Origin of the sequence: Pedobacter sp. (genome assembly GCF_045627485.1) — a bacterium.
GTDB lineage: Bacteria > Bacteroidota > Bacteroidia > Sphingobacteriales > Sphingobacteriaceae > Pedobacter.
The window spans coordinates 18,202-34,033 of the sequence record NZ_JAZQNU010000109.1 but is presented as its reverse complement, the minus strand read 5'-3'; the positions used below and the strand labels follow the sequence as shown (position 1 = coordinate 34,033).

Here is a 15,832-nt window from a genome sequence, read left to right as displayed (position 1 = left end):
GAGAAAATAACCACAGAAGACTGTAAATGTTTAGAGATTTTGGAGTTGGCTACTTGAAATACTGCTTATCAAGAAAAAGATAGCGTTGATGGGTTTGAACTGATTCCATTTCCTGTTTAGCTGGTACACCAAGATTCATCAGTTTCATTTGACCTGATTTATCCACAGTATCCCATGTAGGCAAATCCTTTGCATTCGGATTACCTGTTTTTATGAAATTGGCAAAATAGTCCAACATCAAAGACGACACCTTTTCATCTTCTTTTGTCCAGGTGTATTCTGGATTACTGTATAAATTGCCCATCGCGTACTCAATTTCGAAAGCGTGGGGCGCACCCTTAAGCGGTGCTGGGTGTCCGGGGGCAACTGGTTGATTTTTCTCAAACCCAGGTTTGAAGGGAGGTTGTTCCTTAGAGAATAGGTAACGATAAACGGGCCGGCCACTTGTTTTGCGGTGAAGGTCAAGCCATTTCCAGGTGCTATAATTAATAAACTTATCACTAGCCAAAGCAGTGGCAGATGCAACAACTTCCGCCATGGTATGACCAGGATACAGCTGATGAACCTGTTCCGCCTGATCTTTATACACCTGAGTCAACTTCATTTTATAGTTTTCCGGGCTAGGGGCTTCCCCAAAAAGAAAAGCCTGGTAGGGAACTTCTGCAGAATTCCAACCAGCGAGCAAGGGTACTTTTGCCTGATCGCCTGCAGCAAAAATAGCAGATGGTGGTTGAAGAAGAAAATAACCATCCAGGTTAGCGGCAGTTTTAAAAGCGCCAGCTTCTAGCGACAAACGCAATAAATCTTCAGCAGGTATTTCCCTTAAAGCCGCTAAGGTATTAGCCTTTGCCTTGGCGGCAAAGGACTGCCCGTTTTGTTCTGCTTCTTGCTGACTCAGGGGGGCAAGGGTTGGGTGTATCATCGCCCCACTTTCCCCGATCGCACCAGCTATAAGATCTTTTGATAAGGGGGATGCCATTTGGGCCGACACAGAAATGGATCCCGCGGATTCACCGGCGATGGTAACTCTCGCGGGGTCGCCCCCAAATGCCGAAATATTTTCCTGCACCCACTTTAACGCAGCATGCTGATCTAGCAGACCGTAGTTCCCAGATGCACCGTGTTTATTAGCCTTTGTTAATTCGGGGTGAGCAAAAAAACCAAAAACGCCCAATCTATAATTTACTGTAAGCGTAACAATACCTTTTTTCGCCATGTTCTCGCCATCATACCTGCCCTCAGAACCATCGCCGGCAACATAACCACCACCATAAAAATAAACCAATACAGGTAGTCGCTCCTCTGAAGATTTAGCAGGGGTCCAGACATTTAGGTACAGGCAATCTTCACTCATGCCACTGGAGCGAAAACGCATGTCGCCAAATGGTTTACCTTGCATCGGGTTGGGACCAAATTTATGTACCTGACGTACACCTGACCAGTTATCAACGGGTTGAGGTTCCACCCAGCGAAGGTTCCCTACAGGTGCTTTTGCAAAAGGGATCCCTTTATAACTTTGAATACCTGAAGGTTGAGTTTGCCCGCTTAGGCTACCATTTTTGATCTTCACCTGTACAGACTGGCTAAATACAAAGCAACTTGTGCAAAGCAGGATAGCAATATTCAGAAACGTAAAAGTATATCGTCTTTTCATAGGGTTATAATATTTGCTTCCTTACTAATATATTACATTTTTTTATAGTTTTACGTTAACCAAACCCTTTGCACCATGATTATACACAAGAGAAACATCTTAATTTTTATCGTTTCAGGCACTATACTCCTATCATCGTTAGCTTTTATCGGATGTTCAGCTATAAATACGGGAGATAAAAAAAACGAATGGATTTCGCTGTTTAATGGCAAAGACATCAACAACTGGACGGTAAAGATTAACCATCATGATGTAGGGGAAAACTTTGGGAATACTTTTCGCGTGGAAGATGGCATAATTAAGGTCCGATATGATCAGTACGAGGACTTCAATGAACGATTTGGCCACCTTTACTTTAACCAACCTTTTTCCCAGTTCCACCTGAAATTTCAATACCGGATTACCGGGGAATGGAAAAAAGATGCACCAAGTTACACCATCAGAAATAGTGGGGTAATGTACCATTCTCAAGATCCAAAAACCATGCTGCGTGACCAGGACTGGCCTATTTCTGTCGAGTTTCAACTGCTTGCCGGTTTGGATGATGGTAAACCTAGGGCAACAGGTAACATGTGCTCGCCAGGTACCGATGTGGTTTATGAGGGACAAATAGATAAAAGACATTGCATCGATTCAAAATCTAAAACCTATAAAATTGAGGAATGGGTAAATGCGGAACTTATTGTATTGGGTGACTCACTGGTTACACATATTATTAATGGCGATACCGTATTGAAGTACAGTAAACCTCAAATTGGTGGAGGAACGGTAACCAACTATGATAAAGCAATAAAAATTGATAAAACCCCTTTAAAGCGTGGATTTATAGCTTTACAAAGTGAAGGACAACCAGTTGACTTCAGGAAAATTGAATTATTAAACCTGGAAAACAAGTAATGAGCACTACTATAGCCTGATATTAAGATTAACCTGTACCACTGGCAGGAATTGATAGGGTGATACGTTTTCCCTTAACTCTTGCTCATCACTTTCGGTATCCGTCAGATATTTGGTGCCTGTTATTTCTACGCTCGGTTCACCCATATAATAGGCTCCGACAGCAAAACCCACGTTTACCCTGTTTTTCGGTCTCGGATTTTCAATACCCAGGGCTAAATAAGGCGCAAACTTGTTCCATTGGATACGGCCATAAAGTTCGCCTACCTCATTGGCTGGAATCTCCATATCGTCAAATTCAAAAGTGCCGTTGTAGGTGACTACTGCCTCGCCCCTGCTTTTCCAAAAATAGGCTGCACCTGTGCTTAAAAGAATTTTGCGACTAAAGGATTCGGATTTGATAAATGGATGCCAGTCGACCATGAAATGGGCATTAGCTACGTCGACATCTACTGCAGCATCAGCTGGTCGCGAGTGTACAGTATAAGAGGTGTTAAATGAAAAGGGGAGCATGCTGAAACCAGCACGCAGGTTAAACCCCGGCTGCGGCACATACTTCACTTCCAACCCAGGTCCCTGGGTCGAAAGATGAGCAGAAAGATAGACGTTCTGTTGTGCTTGTACAGACGACAAGGTAAAAATTGAACAGCAAATAAGTGCATAAATAACCTTTCTCATTGCAAAAATTTTAGGGTTGAGCCTACGTACCTGATTACTCATTATTGTTATCGTTTTTTTCGGCCAAAGCAGCATCTGCAGCAACAAGAGCTCCTGTTGCACCAACAAGCGCTAAACCACTCATGGCCTTTGCAAAGCCAGTGGTCTTATCGTTAACGATCAAGTTTGCGGGCAACAGTTGATAACTTGCTATTTTGGATGGACTAGCCGGGCTTTTGACGATACTGGATACCCAAAAACTTTGCTCATAGGTAAAAGGTTTAGGCACCCCGTCTTTAATTGTGGAAAGCGTGATGAAACACCTAAACTGGATTGGCGAAGCAACTTTTTCATAATTTGCCTGCTTCACATACACCACGCCACTTCCATCACTATAGTCCATTGGTGTTTTTTCAAAACCAGCATCCACTAATTTAAAAGTATTGATCGTGTTTAGCGCATGTATGGTTCGAGTGGTTTGCGACTTCGGAGGTAAAAATGCTGCATTTTTAGATAGATTAACTGAACCAACAAAACTACCATAACTATCGATACTGCCTGCAGGTTGATAAACCGGCGTAGTATGATTAGTTTTACCATCAAAAGTAAGATTGTCGGCTACAAAACTATGGGCCTTATTGTCTAATACAACTGCCGATTGCTCCCAGTTCACGTAAACCGCCTCATTTAACTTATTAAATACTTCCACGGTGAGCGGACTGTTTTCTCCGGTAAAAGTATAAGTGATTTTTACGGAGTCATTTTCAACAAAGAATGCGCCTGAGGTTTCTTCCGTAGAGGCATCATTACTTGATACTGTGCTGATCATATACGACTTACAAGAAGACATAGCGGTAGCGATCAGGATGATTAAAGCTAGCTTTTTCATGGCGGTTTGATTTGTGTATCGTAAATATAATGTAAAGTAGGCAAATATTTTGCCTATACAAACAAAAATTATAGTGATATATCCCCCTGTTACTACCCCACTAGGACTACAAATTAATATCGTATTTTATGTTATTTTTAACAGTTTGACCAGAATATTTCTATTTATACCAAAATCTGAGGTTATTTTTGCAAAAAAATCAGCAATTTTAACACTTGATGAATTTCAATATGAAAGACCAAAAAGGATTTACAACCACTATATTACACTCAGACCGTTTACTTAAACCAGAATTCGGAGCTTTACATCAACCTGTTCACACTTCAGTTACCTGGGGCTTCGATGATGTGCAGGGGCTTGTCAATGTATTCCAAAATAAAGCAAAAGGCTACGCTTATTCCCGTCAGGGCAACCCTACCACAACGGCATTAGAGCATAAAGTAACCCAAATGGAACGTGGTAAAGCCACCGTAAGCTTCTCCACAGGCATGGCCGCCATTACCGCTACCATTCAGGCGCTGATGAAAGCAGGTGATCATATCATCGCCAGTTCCTTTTTATTTGGAAACACCCGCAGCATCATGCAAACCTACGCTGAAATCGGCGTTTCTTTCTCATTTGTTGATGCAACCGACGTACAGAATATCAAGAATGCGTACCAGGAAAACACCAAAATGGTATTTGTAGAAACAATTGCCAATCCGGCTACGCAAATTGCGGATCTTGGCCCTATTGGTGACTTCTGTGCCGAAAAAGGGCTCATTTACGTTGTCGACAACACCATGACCTCACCATACCTGTTTAACCCGATCAACGTAAAAGCCAGTCTGGTCATTAACTCTTTAACAAAATATATTGGTGGCCATGGCGATGCGCTAGGTGGCAGCGTAACCGATACCGGCCTATTTGACTGGACCAAATATGCAAATATTGCCCAAGTGCTGCGCGAGCAAATCAAACCTGAAATGCTGGGCATCACCCAGATCAGAAAACGAGGTTTACGTGACGGTGGCGGAACCCTTTCACCTGAAGCGGCACACACCATCTCTGTTGGTGCCGAAACATTAGCACTGCGCCTGGAAAGGGCATGTCACAACGCACTTACCTTAGCTAAATACCTGGAAGATCACGACATGGTGAGTAAGGTATATTACCCTGGTTTAAACAACCATCCGCAACATGAACTGGCAGGCAGCCTATTCAAACACTACGGTGGTTTGATGAGTTTTTCACTGAAAGAGGGTATTGATCTTTTCGCCTTTCTTAACCGACTGCAACTGGTAGTCAAATCAAGTAACCTGGGTGATACCAGAACACTTGCCATTCCGGTAGCACATACTATTTTCTTTGAACTAGGTGCAGCGAGTCGTGCAGAAATGGGTATTCCTGATTCTATGGTACGTCTATCGGTGGGTATTGAAGATACCCAAGACCTGCTTCAAGATTTTCGTCAGGCCCTCGAAGCTTAATAGAACTGCTAAGGAGCGTGCCTTCAGTTAGTTTAGGTCCTAACGATTGCCCGCTCCTCGGCATGATATTGATCAGCAATAAGATCCTTCCTCACCTGTAACCTGATTATTTTAGCCAATGCTTCGATGATTTTTATTTTTGAATAAGGTTTATAATAAACAATACTCATCTCTCTCACAGGGATGGGGGTATTGAAAAACGTTACTTTGATTTTTTTCTCCTCTGATAAAATTTTATAATACAGTTCTGGAATTAAAGTTAAACCACCAAACTCGTCAACCATATTGAGCAGGGTTTCAAATGAACTCACTTTAAGTTGCAGATTTTTCACCGTGTTTTCCTTCTTTTTCAGTGAACAAAGCTTTATAAACTGATCCCTTAAACAATGTCCTTCTTCAAATAACCAGATCTTCTGGCTTTTAATTTCTTCCGGCATGATATATTTCTTATCCGTACTCACATCACCATATACCATAAGGGCTTCCTCAAATAAAACCACTTTTTCAATCTCCTCGTAATTTATTGGGGTTGCAAGAATACCAATATCCAGGTCACCGTTCTTCAGTTGTTTAACAATAACATCGGTGGTCAGTTCAAAAATTTCAAGGCTTAAGTGAGGGTAAGTATCTAATATCGGCTTTACAATCAGTGGCAATAAAGTGTTAGCAATCGTTGGAATAATTCCGACTTTAACTTTCCCTTCAATTTTACCATGAATTTCTTTCGCCCGGTCAATTAAAAGTTGACTATGTAAGATTACTTTTTTGGCTTCTTCAATGATTTCCTTGCCAGCATTTGTGGTAAAAACACCTTGGGGCGTACGGTCAAAAAGGATTACCTCCAATTCCTCTTCCAATTTCTTAACCATCGCACTTAAAGTCGCTTGTGTCACAAAACAACGTGCCGCAGCCTTGGTGAAATTTTTAAAGTGATCTACTGCTATAATATATTCTAATTGTTGGATGTTCATATCATTGATGGTATCTATAGCAAAGATAGAAATTTTCAGTTATATCTATCGGCCACTTATTGATACATTTGAACCATTATTAACACACATATCATTAAATGAAGAAATTATTATCCTTAATGGCCATCTCTGCGATTTGTACGCAGCTAACTTTTGCCCAAACCTTAACTACCAATGGAGGTGCACCAGTTGGTGATAACCAAAATTCTAAAACCGTTGGCAACAATGGCCAGGTCCTATTAGAAGATATACACTTAATAGAGAAACTAGCAGCATTTGACCGGGAAAGAATCCCCGAACGTGTTGTTCATGCTCGTGGTGCCGGAGCATACGGCGAATTTGTTGCGGCAGCAGATTTTTCTGAGGTTACTAAAGCCAAGATATTTTCTGCAAAAGGAAAAATAACCCCTCTTTTTGTACGTATGTCTACAGTAGTTCACCAGGCCGGTTCTCCAGAAACTTACCGTGACCCACGTGGTTTTGCTGTTAAATTCTACACTGAAGAAGGAAACTACGATTTAGTAGGCAACAACCTGCCAGTTTTCTTTATCCGCGATGCGATAAAATTCCCTGACATGGTACATGCTTTCAAACCATCACCAGTGACGAATGAAGCTTCCCACCCTCGTCGTGTATTCGATTTCTTTTCTAATGTACCTGAGGCTACACATATGTTGACCTGGTTGTTTTCTGACTATGGTACACCTGCAAATTTTCGCGAGATGAATGCTTCAGGCGTTCATGCTTTTAAATGGGTGAACAACAAAGGGGAAGTAACTTATGTTAAATACACCTGGAAATCACAACAAGGTGAACGCAACTTAACGCAAACCGAAGCAAATGCCATTCAGGCAACACAAACTGAACATGCGACAATGGATTTATTTAACCACATTAAAGAAGGAAAATTTCCAAAATGGGATTTATATGTTCAGCTGTTAAAAGCAGAAGATTTTGCTAAACTTGATTTTAATCCATTGGATGTGACAAAAATATGGCCAGAAGCTATTGCTAAATTACATTTGGCAGGCACCATGACCTTAAACAAGAATGTAGAAAATTACTTCCAGGAGGTTGAGCAGGCTGCATTCGCACCAGGCAACCTGGTTCCGGGAATTGAAGCATCGGAAGATAAATTGTTACAAGGTCGTTTGTTTTCTTATTTTGATACCCAGCGTCATCGATTGGGTGGTAACTTTCAGCAATTACCAGTAAATGCTTCAAAAGTGCCAACTAACAACTATAATCAGAACGGTTATATGTCAATGAAGAAACATGATTTCGGTGACATCAATTATCAACCGTCAACCAACAGGCCAGAGGTTAAAGAAGATACTAAATTCAAGTATTCAGTATCGACCTTTGATCAAGTAGCAACCGCACAAGCTAAAATTTCTAAGCCTAATGATTTTAAACAAGCTGGTGAATTATACCGTTCATTTTCCAAAAAAGATCAGGATAATTTAATTGCCAACCTTTCCGGCGCTTTAAAAGTTGTAGGCAGTCCTGTAATTGTGGCTAAAATGATCTCCTACTTTTATCAGGCAGACCGCGAGTATGGAATGCGCCTGGCTAAAGAATTGAACTTATCAAGAGAAACACTTGAAAATTCGTTATCAAACCTAAAAAAATAATCACTCCATCCGGGAGCACCCTGTGCCCCCGGATGATTATTCTCATTTTCATGAACAAATTTTTTATTTTTATCCTATTACTGGCAGGCGCTTTAAGCACCCACGCGCAGCAGGCAGACATTTTTCAGGCAGCCCGAACAGATGATGTTAAGACCCTGAAAGCTTATGTCGACGGCAACAACAACATTGATACAGTAAACAATGCAGGTCACTCATTATTAATTCTTGCCGTTTATAGTAATAACCTAACAGCGGTCAATTACCTGATTTCACAAAAAGCAAATCTCGATCTCATGGACCGCTCAGGGAACACAGCACTTATGGGTGCTAGTTTCAAAGGCAATGTTACATTAACTGAGTTATTACTCCGTAGCAAAGCAAACCCTAATATATTGAACTACAACCAGGCTAATGCTTTATTCTTTGCCGCTACTTTTGGTCATGACGCCATTGTAGAACTATTATTAAAATATAACGTCAATAAAAACCAAATGGATAAATTTGGTAAAACGGCTTTGGACTACGCTACCAATCAAGGAAACGACAAAATAGTAACCTTGTTAGCAGCTAAGTAAATGCAAACGGTTTATACGATAACTATTTAATCAGGTTGTTGTATAAACTGTTTACCACTTCTGTAGTGAAACCTATAAAACCATTACTTTCTACAGGGTTGCAACCATTGGATATCACCACCAGACCGAACTTTTCCTTAGGCTGGAAAAACATGGAACTATACAACCCATATGCGGAGCCAGTATGCCCTTTTAGGGTCTTTCCAGGAATTAAATTATGTACAGTACGGATGGCCAGCCCGTACCCATCCTCTTCTGCAACCTGCGTTTGAATAATTTTCGCACTCTTTTTACTGATCACCCGTCTACCATTATGCCTGCCCATATTCATATGCATGGTCATGTATTTAGCAAGGTCCGGAGCAGAGATTTTCATGCCACCTGTTGGTGAAAATATAGGCGTACTATAACCCATCACATAGTTTTTAATTTCTTCCCTTCTAGGGTTGTAAGCCGCTGGGGAAGCGGTAAAATTTTTTGTAGCGGCATCATATTCATACAACACTGTAAAACGCGTACTATCCAGGGAGTCAACACAATAACCACCATACAATCCCAAAGGATCCAGAATGTGACGTTTAACATACTGATCGAAACGTTCGCCACTCTTCTTTTCAATAATAGCGCCTACCATATTGAAATTTAAGTTACAATATTCATAACCCTGCCCCGGCTCGTAATTATTATAACATTTCGCCCAGTCAGGATTCTTTGCCGGATTAATCACGTCAAGATTAAAGTAACCCTGGCTATCGTTAATGCTGGAAGTATGTGAAAGTACCATCTTCAATGTAATTATCTTATCCGGAAAGGCCGGATTACGGATTTTAAATCCCACTAAGTCACTGAAGTCATCACTTAAGCTTAACTTTCCCTGCTCTACTAACTGCATAATAGCAGTTGCGGAAAAAGACTTCGATATTGAAGCAATTCTGAATATATCGGTCTCCGACAAGGGGGTCTGGTCTTCCAAATTTTTTGCACCGAAAGCGTGGGTATAAATCAGTTGATTGTCTTTTACAACAGCAACAGATACGCCTACAGCATCGTATTTTTTCATAATGGTTTGTATTTCCTGTTCCGCTTTTTCTACTTGTGCAGAAGAACTCATGGAAAAAAAGATCAGCAATAATAGGCTGTACAGAGGGTTGTGGCGGTTGTTTTTAAACATGGTTCAAGATAATAATTCCAAGAACAATCGCCTACATTTCCTGTTAATTTCTCTATATCCTATTGAACTAAATGCCTATGCTATACACAACAACCTGTATTACCTGTAACAATGCGGTGCAAAAGGGGATTTACAACAGCATGTTCTACCCCAACTTACTGTTTATGCTTTCTGCTTTTATCGTACTGGCCATTATCATTGCCATTTTTTCCAGGCTCGCCACCCGGCGTTATCAGAATCGATTATTGGCAGACCCTCAGCTCATGGAAACCAACAGTATTCCTTTAATGGCCGCATCGACCGTTCTGGGTATCGGGTTAGGTGGTTTTATAGACGGCATTGTATTACATCAAATCTTGCAGTGGCATGAAATGTTAACCAACAAAATCCCTGCAGACACACTGGTTAACAAAAGCATAAACATGTTCTGGGATGGCATATTTCATCTCTTTACCCTGATAACAACCATCATTGGTGTCTTCCTCCTGTGGAACCTGTTAAATAAAAAGAATATTAACACTTCTAAATATCTACTTTGGGGTGGGCTTTCAATGGGTTGGGGCTTATTTAACCTGGTGGAAGGCATTATCGATCACCAACTCCTGAAACTTCACAACGTAAAGGAATGGAGTGACAATCAGCAACTTTGGAATTATGGTTTTCTTGTTTTCGGATTGCTGTTGATGGTTTTAGGTTGGTATTGGCATAAAAAGGGGACCTCTCTCCGAAGTCCCCTGAAACAGGAAGTCTGAAGTTATTTATAGTGTTTTACGAATAGTTTGTTGCCAGGTTTTACCGCTGATGTCAGTGAATAATAAGGTGTACTCGCCTGCAGGAATTGTCCTAAGAACGTCGTCCTGAATAGTTAATTCTGCATTTCCTCCAAGTGGAATAACAAGACTGTGTGCCCCGGGCTTCACCTTGGCAACATATTTATTCCGGATGTGTTCAGTTGGAAATTTTGCTAAATCACTTCCATCTTTATGCATTAAAATTTTGCCTTCAGGACTTATGAGCGATATACCAATTAAAAATGAGCCATAAACATCAGCGCCTTCCACCCTAAATACACTAACAAATAGTTTATCCTGCTCAATGCGAGTATCAGATAGCCTCAACTCTGGTTTAATTGATTTGTTATGAAGCGTACCCCACACGCCACCATGAAAATATTGGTTTGTAAATAAGGTTATAAACAGAATCAGGAGCGATCCAATAACCACGAGTCTTTGTAATTTCCGTGGCTTAATGTCTAATACGCCAGAACCTATGATGGTAAACCACCGTTGCGTAGTAAAAGCAAAAGCCCTGGAACTAAACCAATAATCCATCGAGTGTTTTCCACTACCTGAAAGGAAAATAGTAAAACCAGCGGCCAAGCCTAAGATGCCAATTTGCCATTCGTCTAAACAGGTGGTACCCAACCAGCCTGCACTTAATAAAATACCCATTGCCAGACTAAATACACCTATACTCATCAGACGGGTAAAAAGTCCTAATATAAATAGTAATCCCACGATACCTTCAATGATGGTAAACGATGCCATAGACCACCATAATGCCTCCGGATGGGTTACCAGGTATTCAATTAAAGGTTTGATAAATAGGGCATTTGGCAAAAAGTGATTAAACTTTTCCCCTATATATCCAGCTGCATCTGGATCAAGCTTGTTTTCTAAAATTAACCTGCGCCAAAAGGCTGAGAAATACGTCCAACCGACTACTAATCTTATGGATAAGGTGAAGAGGCCCGCCAATTGATAAGACTGGCCAGACATTGTATTTGTTTGTTGCTCCCGCATAAATATATAAAATAAGAAGTATTTAAAATCTTTAGTACTTTGATAAACCGCGCACTAAGTAATAATCTTCCTATTTTGATATAAGATATAAAGAGGAACTTGATCGGAGCCTTTCACCCGGGAAAGACTCCGGTTAAATTTATTAACACCAACAATTAACGGTGAGGAATGTCTCGGCAAACCGGATGCTAGCAGTAACCAAACATCCTTCTTGATTACCTTATACGTTATCTTGCTGTTTACCCCAGTCACAGTTTTGCATACACTATTAGGTGCTAAAGTTGCTTTTGAAGTGTTTAAAGACTTTACCACCGGAATATCCAGCTGGGCATAGAGGGTTTTTCTAACAATGCATGATGAAAATAAAACTGCCAACAGGAGTGCGCAAAGGATTAGAAAATCCCTTAATTCCTTACTATGGTGTATAATTTTATTGTTCATCAATCCAACTAAAGTAGCTTTAAAATATAAAATGCTGAATTTTAACTTACAGGCTATAGTAGCTACTATTCAGGTTAGCGTTTGCCTTTTCTGCCTGCTCAATGATACTAAAATCTGACAGAATCTCTGGTACATTTTTTTTCACGCAAACGTTATGTTCAAAATGTACAGCAGGCAAGCCATCAGCAGTTACTATTGTCCAGCCATCATCAAGTGTATAGATTTTTCGGCTACCCATGGTAATCATCGGCTCAATCGCAATGACCAGGTTTTCCTGTAATTTCTTACCGCTCCCCCTGCGACCGTAATTTGGCACCTGTGGATCTTCATGCATTTCGTGGCCTACACCGTGGCCTACCATTTCACGAACTACACCATAACCGTATTTTCCATTGGTATATTGCTCAATGGCATAACCGATATCGCCGGTACGGTTACCCGTTGTGGCTTGTTTAATACCAATATAAAGCGACTCTTTGGTCACCTTAACTAACTGAAGAACTTCTGGTGTTGTTTCTCCAATGATGAAAGTATAAGCATGATCTCCATGGAAACCATTTTTATACACCACCGTATCAATAGACACTATATCCCCATCTTTCAACACGTATTTTCCAGGGAAACCATGTACCACCTGTTCGTTTACTGATATACATAAGGAATAAGGAAAACCATGGTAACCTTTACATGAAGGTATGCCGCCATTATCCCGGATAAAAGTCTCTGCCATTTCATCCAGCGACAGCGTAGTAATTCCTGGTTTAAGTACCTTGGCTACTTCCGTTATCGTTTTGCTCACCATCAAACAACTTTCCTTTTGTAAGGCTACTTCTTCATTAGTTCTATATAAACTCATTATTTTTATTTATGCTCTTTTTATGCAAATTTAGCAATGTTAAAACAATTACCAGCACAGGGTGTATAACAGCATCTTAATATTGCATTTAATTTACGGCGTAAATTTTTGCAGCTTTACACTTAATCGTACCCACTTCTTACTCAGGTATCGTGTGCAAATCTAACCCGCTCTTTTAACATGAATCATGCTTTAATACCGAACAAACATCACATCTTTTGGGATTTCTAAATAATCACTATTTGAAGCAAAAAATTATTTCCTAAAATTAGGATGACGACAGAAAGGATAATGATCTTAATGAAAACCTGATATTCACATTTTAATTGAAGAGAATAAAAATTCTAAATCTTAACACAATTAAGCCAAGGAGTTTTGGTTCTGAGAGTCAACGATGAAGGTTATTAAAATGGCCTTTTTTTAAGAGTTTAGGCTATAAAACATCTCAAATACGACACATTTTTAGTATTTTGGGCTGTTTCACTAAAAAACCATAACAAGACTACATGCTATTTACTGTATTGTCAGGACTAATAACATCGGGCCTTTTGATCCCATTTGGAAAATTTTTTCGTTCTAAATGGAGTGCATTAATCGCGATTTTACCAATTTTTTTGTTTATCCATCTGGCCAGTAAAATCCCTGCGGTTAGCAAAGGTCAGGTTTTTTTTGAACATACCAATTGGGTGCCATCTTTAGCCATTAATTTTGATTTCCGTTTAGACGGCCTCTCCTTATTATTCAGTTTATTAATTACAGGCATTGGTGCTTGTATTTTTATTTATGCCAGTGCCTATCTAAAAGGGCATCCTTATAAAGACCGGTTTTTTGGCTACTTATGCCTCTTCATGGCGGCAATGCTGGGCGTGGTCTTGTCAGAAAACATTCTTTTACTCTTTGTATTTTGGGAGTTAACCAGCATTAGTTCTTTCTTTTTAATTGGCTTTAACAATGATAATAGTGACTCCAGAAAAAGTGCATTAACGGCATTGAGTGTGACCGGCTTAGGTGGCTTCTTTCTGTTAGCAGGATTAATTTTACTAAGCGAAATTGCCGGCACCTATTCCATTCAGGAACTCATGGCTGCCAGCGACATCATAAAAGCACATCAATTATACCCTGTGGTAATCGGCTGTGTATTTCTCGCCGCTTTTACTAAATCAGCACAGTTCCCTTTCCATTTCTGGCTTCCTGGGGCTATGAAAGCCCCCACGCCGGTATCGGCTTATTTGCATTCGGCTACTATGGTAAAGGCAGGAATCTTTCTCCTGGCGCGTTTCAGTCCAATTCTTGGAGATACCCAGGCATGGAATTATACATTGATGATCGTAGGTGGATTTACCATGTTATATGCTGCAGTTCACTCCTTATTCAGAACAGACTTAAAAGGTATATTGGCCTATTCAACAATCTCCGCTCTTGGTATCCTCACATTTTTAATTGGCTTAGGCACCAAAGAAGCGCTCATTGCAGCATGTACTTTCATTGTGGCTCATGCATTATATAAAGCAACGCTGTTTTTAATTACTGGAATTATTGACCATGAAACTGGCACCCGCGATATCACTAAACTCCGCGGCTTACGAAAAGTACTGGTACCGGTATTCGTTGCTGGCCTGATGGCGGCATTATCGAGTGCAGGATTACCCCTCAGCATTGGTTTTATCGGAAAAGATCTGATTTATGAAGCCACGTTACATGCTGAACAACACCTTGCGCTTTATTTAACCATAGCCGCTGTAGCCACGAATGTTTGTTTGGTCATCGCCGGTTTTCTTGCCGGTATTAAACCTTTCACGGGAAAATTACCACAGGAATACGAGAAACTTCATTTACCCTCAGCAGCCATGTGGGCCCCGCCATTGGTTCTTTCTCTAGCAGGATTTGCTTTCGGAATCTTCCCAGGTATCCTGGGAGCGCAGCTTATTAACCCTATGGTCAATGCGGTAACAATGGAAACCGTCAATATGCAGCTTAAAATATGGCATGGCTTTAATACTGTTTTGATACTAAGTTTAGCTACCCTTTTTGCAGGCGCTGCAATTTACCTGGTCTATCAGCCAAAAAGCAGCAAACTAGCCATGGTGGAACGGTTCGAGAGCTTGTCGCCCCAAACATTTTTCACGAAACTAACCGGTTTATTTTTTGGTTTTTCAACATGGTACACCAACTTCATGCACAATGGATTTTTACGGTCTTACATTTTCAAGATAATAATCTTCGCACAAGCCTTACTTGCATACGAATTGTTAACGGGCGGACCAATTTATATAGATTACAGCCGTCTTTCTCCAATTAGTATTTATGAAGCTATAAGTGTCGCCATTCTCATTGCAGCAGTCTTTCTAACGGTTAGCACCTCTTCCAGGCTAACTGCCGTAGTAGGGACCAGTGTAATTGGTTATGCCATTTGTTTATTGTTTGTGTTTTACAGTGCACCAGATCTGGCAATGACACAATTTACAATCGATACCCTCACCGTTGTATTATTTGTGTTTGTGTTGTTCAACCTGCCTCCTTTCCTGAATTTTGCAAATAACCGCACCAAATTTAGGGACGCCATCGTGGCCATCAGTTTCGGCACAATCTTGTCATTAATAGCCATTAAGGTGCTTCAGGTACCTACAGATATCGACATCAGTAAATTTTATGGCGATTATGCATACACCCTTGCAAAAGGGAAAAACGTAGTTAATGTCATTTTGGTAGACTTCCGGGGTTTCGACACAATGTTTGAAATTGTCGTATTGAGTATTGCCGCCCTGGGGGTTTACAGTTTAATCAAATTGAAATTAAAATCTTCCGAAAAAGAATAA

The 15,832-nt window shown here is 40.5% G+C and carries 13 protein-coding genes; 6 read left to right on the top strand and 7 right to left on the bottom strand.

Translation table 11 applies throughout. The features are described from left to right. Positions 1–49: 49 nt before the first annotated feature. Entirely contained in the window at positions 50–1,654 is a 1,605-nt protein-coding gene (locus tag ACR2F3_RS08550; protein ID WP_432709558.1) for a carboxylesterase/lipase family protein, read from the bottom strand. A gap of 75 nt (positions 1,655–1,729) precedes the next feature. Between ACR2F3_RS08550 and ACR2F3_RS08545 the strand changes: the two genes are divergently transcribed. Then, complete coding sequence (locus ACR2F3_RS08545) at positions 1,730–2,551, top strand: 3-keto-disaccharide hydrolase (protein ID WP_432709557.1); 822 nt, start codon at positions 1,730–1,732, stop codon at positions 2,549–2,551. A 9-nt stretch (positions 2,552–2,560) separates the two neighbouring features. Here the strand turns inward: ACR2F3_RS08545 and ACR2F3_RS08540 are convergent, their stop codons facing one another. After that, positions 2,561–3,229 (bottom strand): hypothetical protein, encoded by a 669-nt coding sequence (locus tag ACR2F3_RS08540; RefSeq protein ID WP_432709556.1) that lies wholly within the window; start codon positions 3,227–3,229, stop codon positions 2,561–2,563. 34 nt (positions 3,230–3,263) lie between these two features. Beyond that, entirely contained in the window at positions 3,264–4,097 is an 834-nt protein-coding gene (locus tag ACR2F3_RS08535; RefSeq protein ID WP_432709555.1) for a hypothetical protein, read from the bottom strand. A 218-nt stretch (positions 4,098–4,315) separates the two neighbouring features. Here ACR2F3_RS08535 and ACR2F3_RS08530 point away from each other — a divergent pair, with 218 nt between their 5' ends. Further along, a complete protein-coding gene (locus ACR2F3_RS08530; protein ID WP_432709571.1) occupies positions 4,316–5,566 on the top strand; it encodes a cystathionine gamma-synthase family protein in 1,251 nt (416 codons plus the stop codon). A gap of 32 nt (positions 5,567–5,598) precedes the next feature. Here the strand turns inward: ACR2F3_RS08530 and ACR2F3_RS08525 are convergent, their stop codons facing one another. Further along, positions 5,599–6,537, bottom strand: a complete 939-nt coding sequence (locus ACR2F3_RS08525) for a LysR substrate-binding domain-containing protein (RefSeq protein WP_432709554.1) — start codon at positions 6,535–6,537, stop codon at positions 5,599–5,601. Positions 6,538–6,635: 98 nt separating this feature from the next. Between ACR2F3_RS08525 and ACR2F3_RS08520 the strand changes: the two genes are divergently transcribed. Beyond that, entirely contained in the window at positions 6,636–8,171 is a 1,536-nt protein-coding gene (locus ACR2F3_RS08520) for a catalase (protein ID WP_432709553.1), read from the top strand. 50 nt (positions 8,172–8,221) lie between these two features. Further along, positions 8,222–8,746, top strand: coding sequence for an ankyrin repeat domain-containing protein (locus ACR2F3_RS08515; RefSeq protein WP_432709552.1), 525 nt, complete (start codon positions 8,222–8,224; stop codon positions 8,744–8,746). Between the two features lie 22 nt (positions 8,747–8,768). On the opposite strand, the gene ACR2F3_RS08510 is transcribed toward ACR2F3_RS08515, so the two are convergent. Continuing rightward, entirely contained in the window at positions 8,769–9,917 is a 1,149-nt protein-coding gene (locus ACR2F3_RS08510; protein WP_432709551.1) for a serine hydrolase domain-containing protein, read from the bottom strand. Between the two features lie 77 nt (positions 9,918–9,994). Here ACR2F3_RS08510 and ACR2F3_RS08505 point away from each other — a divergent pair, with 77 nt between their 5' ends. Continuing rightward, positions 9,995–10,669: a DUF2243 domain-containing protein gene (locus ACR2F3_RS08505; RefSeq protein ID WP_432709550.1), complete on the top strand. Its 675-nt coding sequence runs from the start codon at positions 9,995–9,997 to the stop codon at positions 10,667–10,669. Between the two features lie 6 nt (positions 10,670–10,675). Here the strand turns inward: ACR2F3_RS08505 and ACR2F3_RS08500 are convergent, their stop codons facing one another. Further along, positions 10,676–11,719 carry a TQO small subunit DoxD gene (locus ACR2F3_RS08500; protein ID WP_432709549.1) on the bottom strand — a complete coding sequence of 348 codons (1,044 nt, stop codon included), beginning with the start codon at positions 11,717–11,719 and terminating at the stop codon, positions 10,676–10,678. 487 nt (positions 11,720–12,206) lie between these two features. Further along, positions 12,207–13,016, bottom strand: coding sequence for a type I methionyl aminopeptidase (gene map, locus ACR2F3_RS08495; protein WP_432709548.1), 810 nt, complete (start codon positions 13,014–13,016; stop codon positions 12,207–12,209). Between the two features lie 506 nt (positions 13,017–13,522). Between map and ACR2F3_RS08490 the strand changes: the two genes are divergently transcribed. After that, positions 13,523–15,832: a putative monovalent cation/H+ antiporter subunit A gene (locus tag ACR2F3_RS08490; protein ID WP_432709547.1), complete on the top strand. Its 2,310-nt coding sequence runs from the start codon at positions 13,523–13,525 to the stop codon at positions 15,830–15,832.

What these genes read in the sequence shown, in the direction of transcription:
- ACR2F3_RS08530 (WP_432709571.1), top strand. Translation starts at nt 4,316, where the DNA reads ATGAATTTCAATATGAAAGACCAAAAAGGATTTACAACCACTATATTA.
- ACR2F3_RS08550 (WP_432709558.1), bottom strand. Translation starts at nt 1,654, where the DNA reads ATGAAAAGACGATATACTTTTACGTTTCTGAATATTGCTATCCTGCTT.
- ACR2F3_RS08540 (WP_432709556.1), bottom strand. Translation starts at nt 3,229, where the DNA reads ATGAGAAAGGTTATTTATGCACTTATTTGCTGTTCAATTTTTACCTTG.
- ACR2F3_RS08490 (WP_432709547.1), top strand. Translation starts at nt 13,523, where the DNA reads ATGCTATTTACTGTATTGTCAGGACTAATAACATCGGGCCTTTTGATC.
- ACR2F3_RS08515 (WP_432709552.1), top strand. Translation starts at nt 8,222, where the DNA reads ATGAACAAATTTTTTATTTTTATCCTATTACTGGCAGGCGCTTTAAGC.
- ACR2F3_RS08525 (WP_432709554.1), bottom strand. Translation starts at nt 6,537, where the DNA reads ATGAACATCCAACAATTAGAATATATTATAGCAGTAGATCACTTTAAA.
- ACR2F3_RS08510 (WP_432709551.1), bottom strand. Translation starts at nt 9,917, where the DNA reads ATGTTTAAAAACAACCGCCACAACCCTCTGTACAGCCTATTATTGCTG.
- map (WP_432709548.1), bottom strand. Translation starts at nt 13,016, where the DNA reads ATGAGTTTATATAGAACTAATGAAGAAGTAGCCTTACAAAAGGAAAGT.
- ACR2F3_RS08545 (WP_432709557.1), top strand. Translation starts at nt 1,730, where the DNA reads ATGATTATACACAAGAGAAACATCTTAATTTTTATCGTTTCAGGCACT.
- ACR2F3_RS08505 (WP_432709550.1), top strand. Translation starts at nt 9,995, where the DNA reads ATGCTATACACAACAACCTGTATTACCTGTAACAATGCGGTGCAAAAG.
- ACR2F3_RS08535 (WP_432709555.1), bottom strand. Translation starts at nt 4,097, where the DNA reads ATGAAAAAGCTAGCTTTAATCATCCTGATCGCTACCGCTATGTCTTCT.
- ACR2F3_RS08520 (WP_432709553.1), top strand. Translation starts at nt 6,636, where the DNA reads ATGAAGAAATTATTATCCTTAATGGCCATCTCTGCGATTTGTACGCAG.
- ACR2F3_RS08500 (WP_432709549.1), bottom strand. Translation starts at nt 11,719, where the DNA reads ATGCGGGAGCAACAAACAAATACAATGTCTGGCCAGTCTTATCAATTG.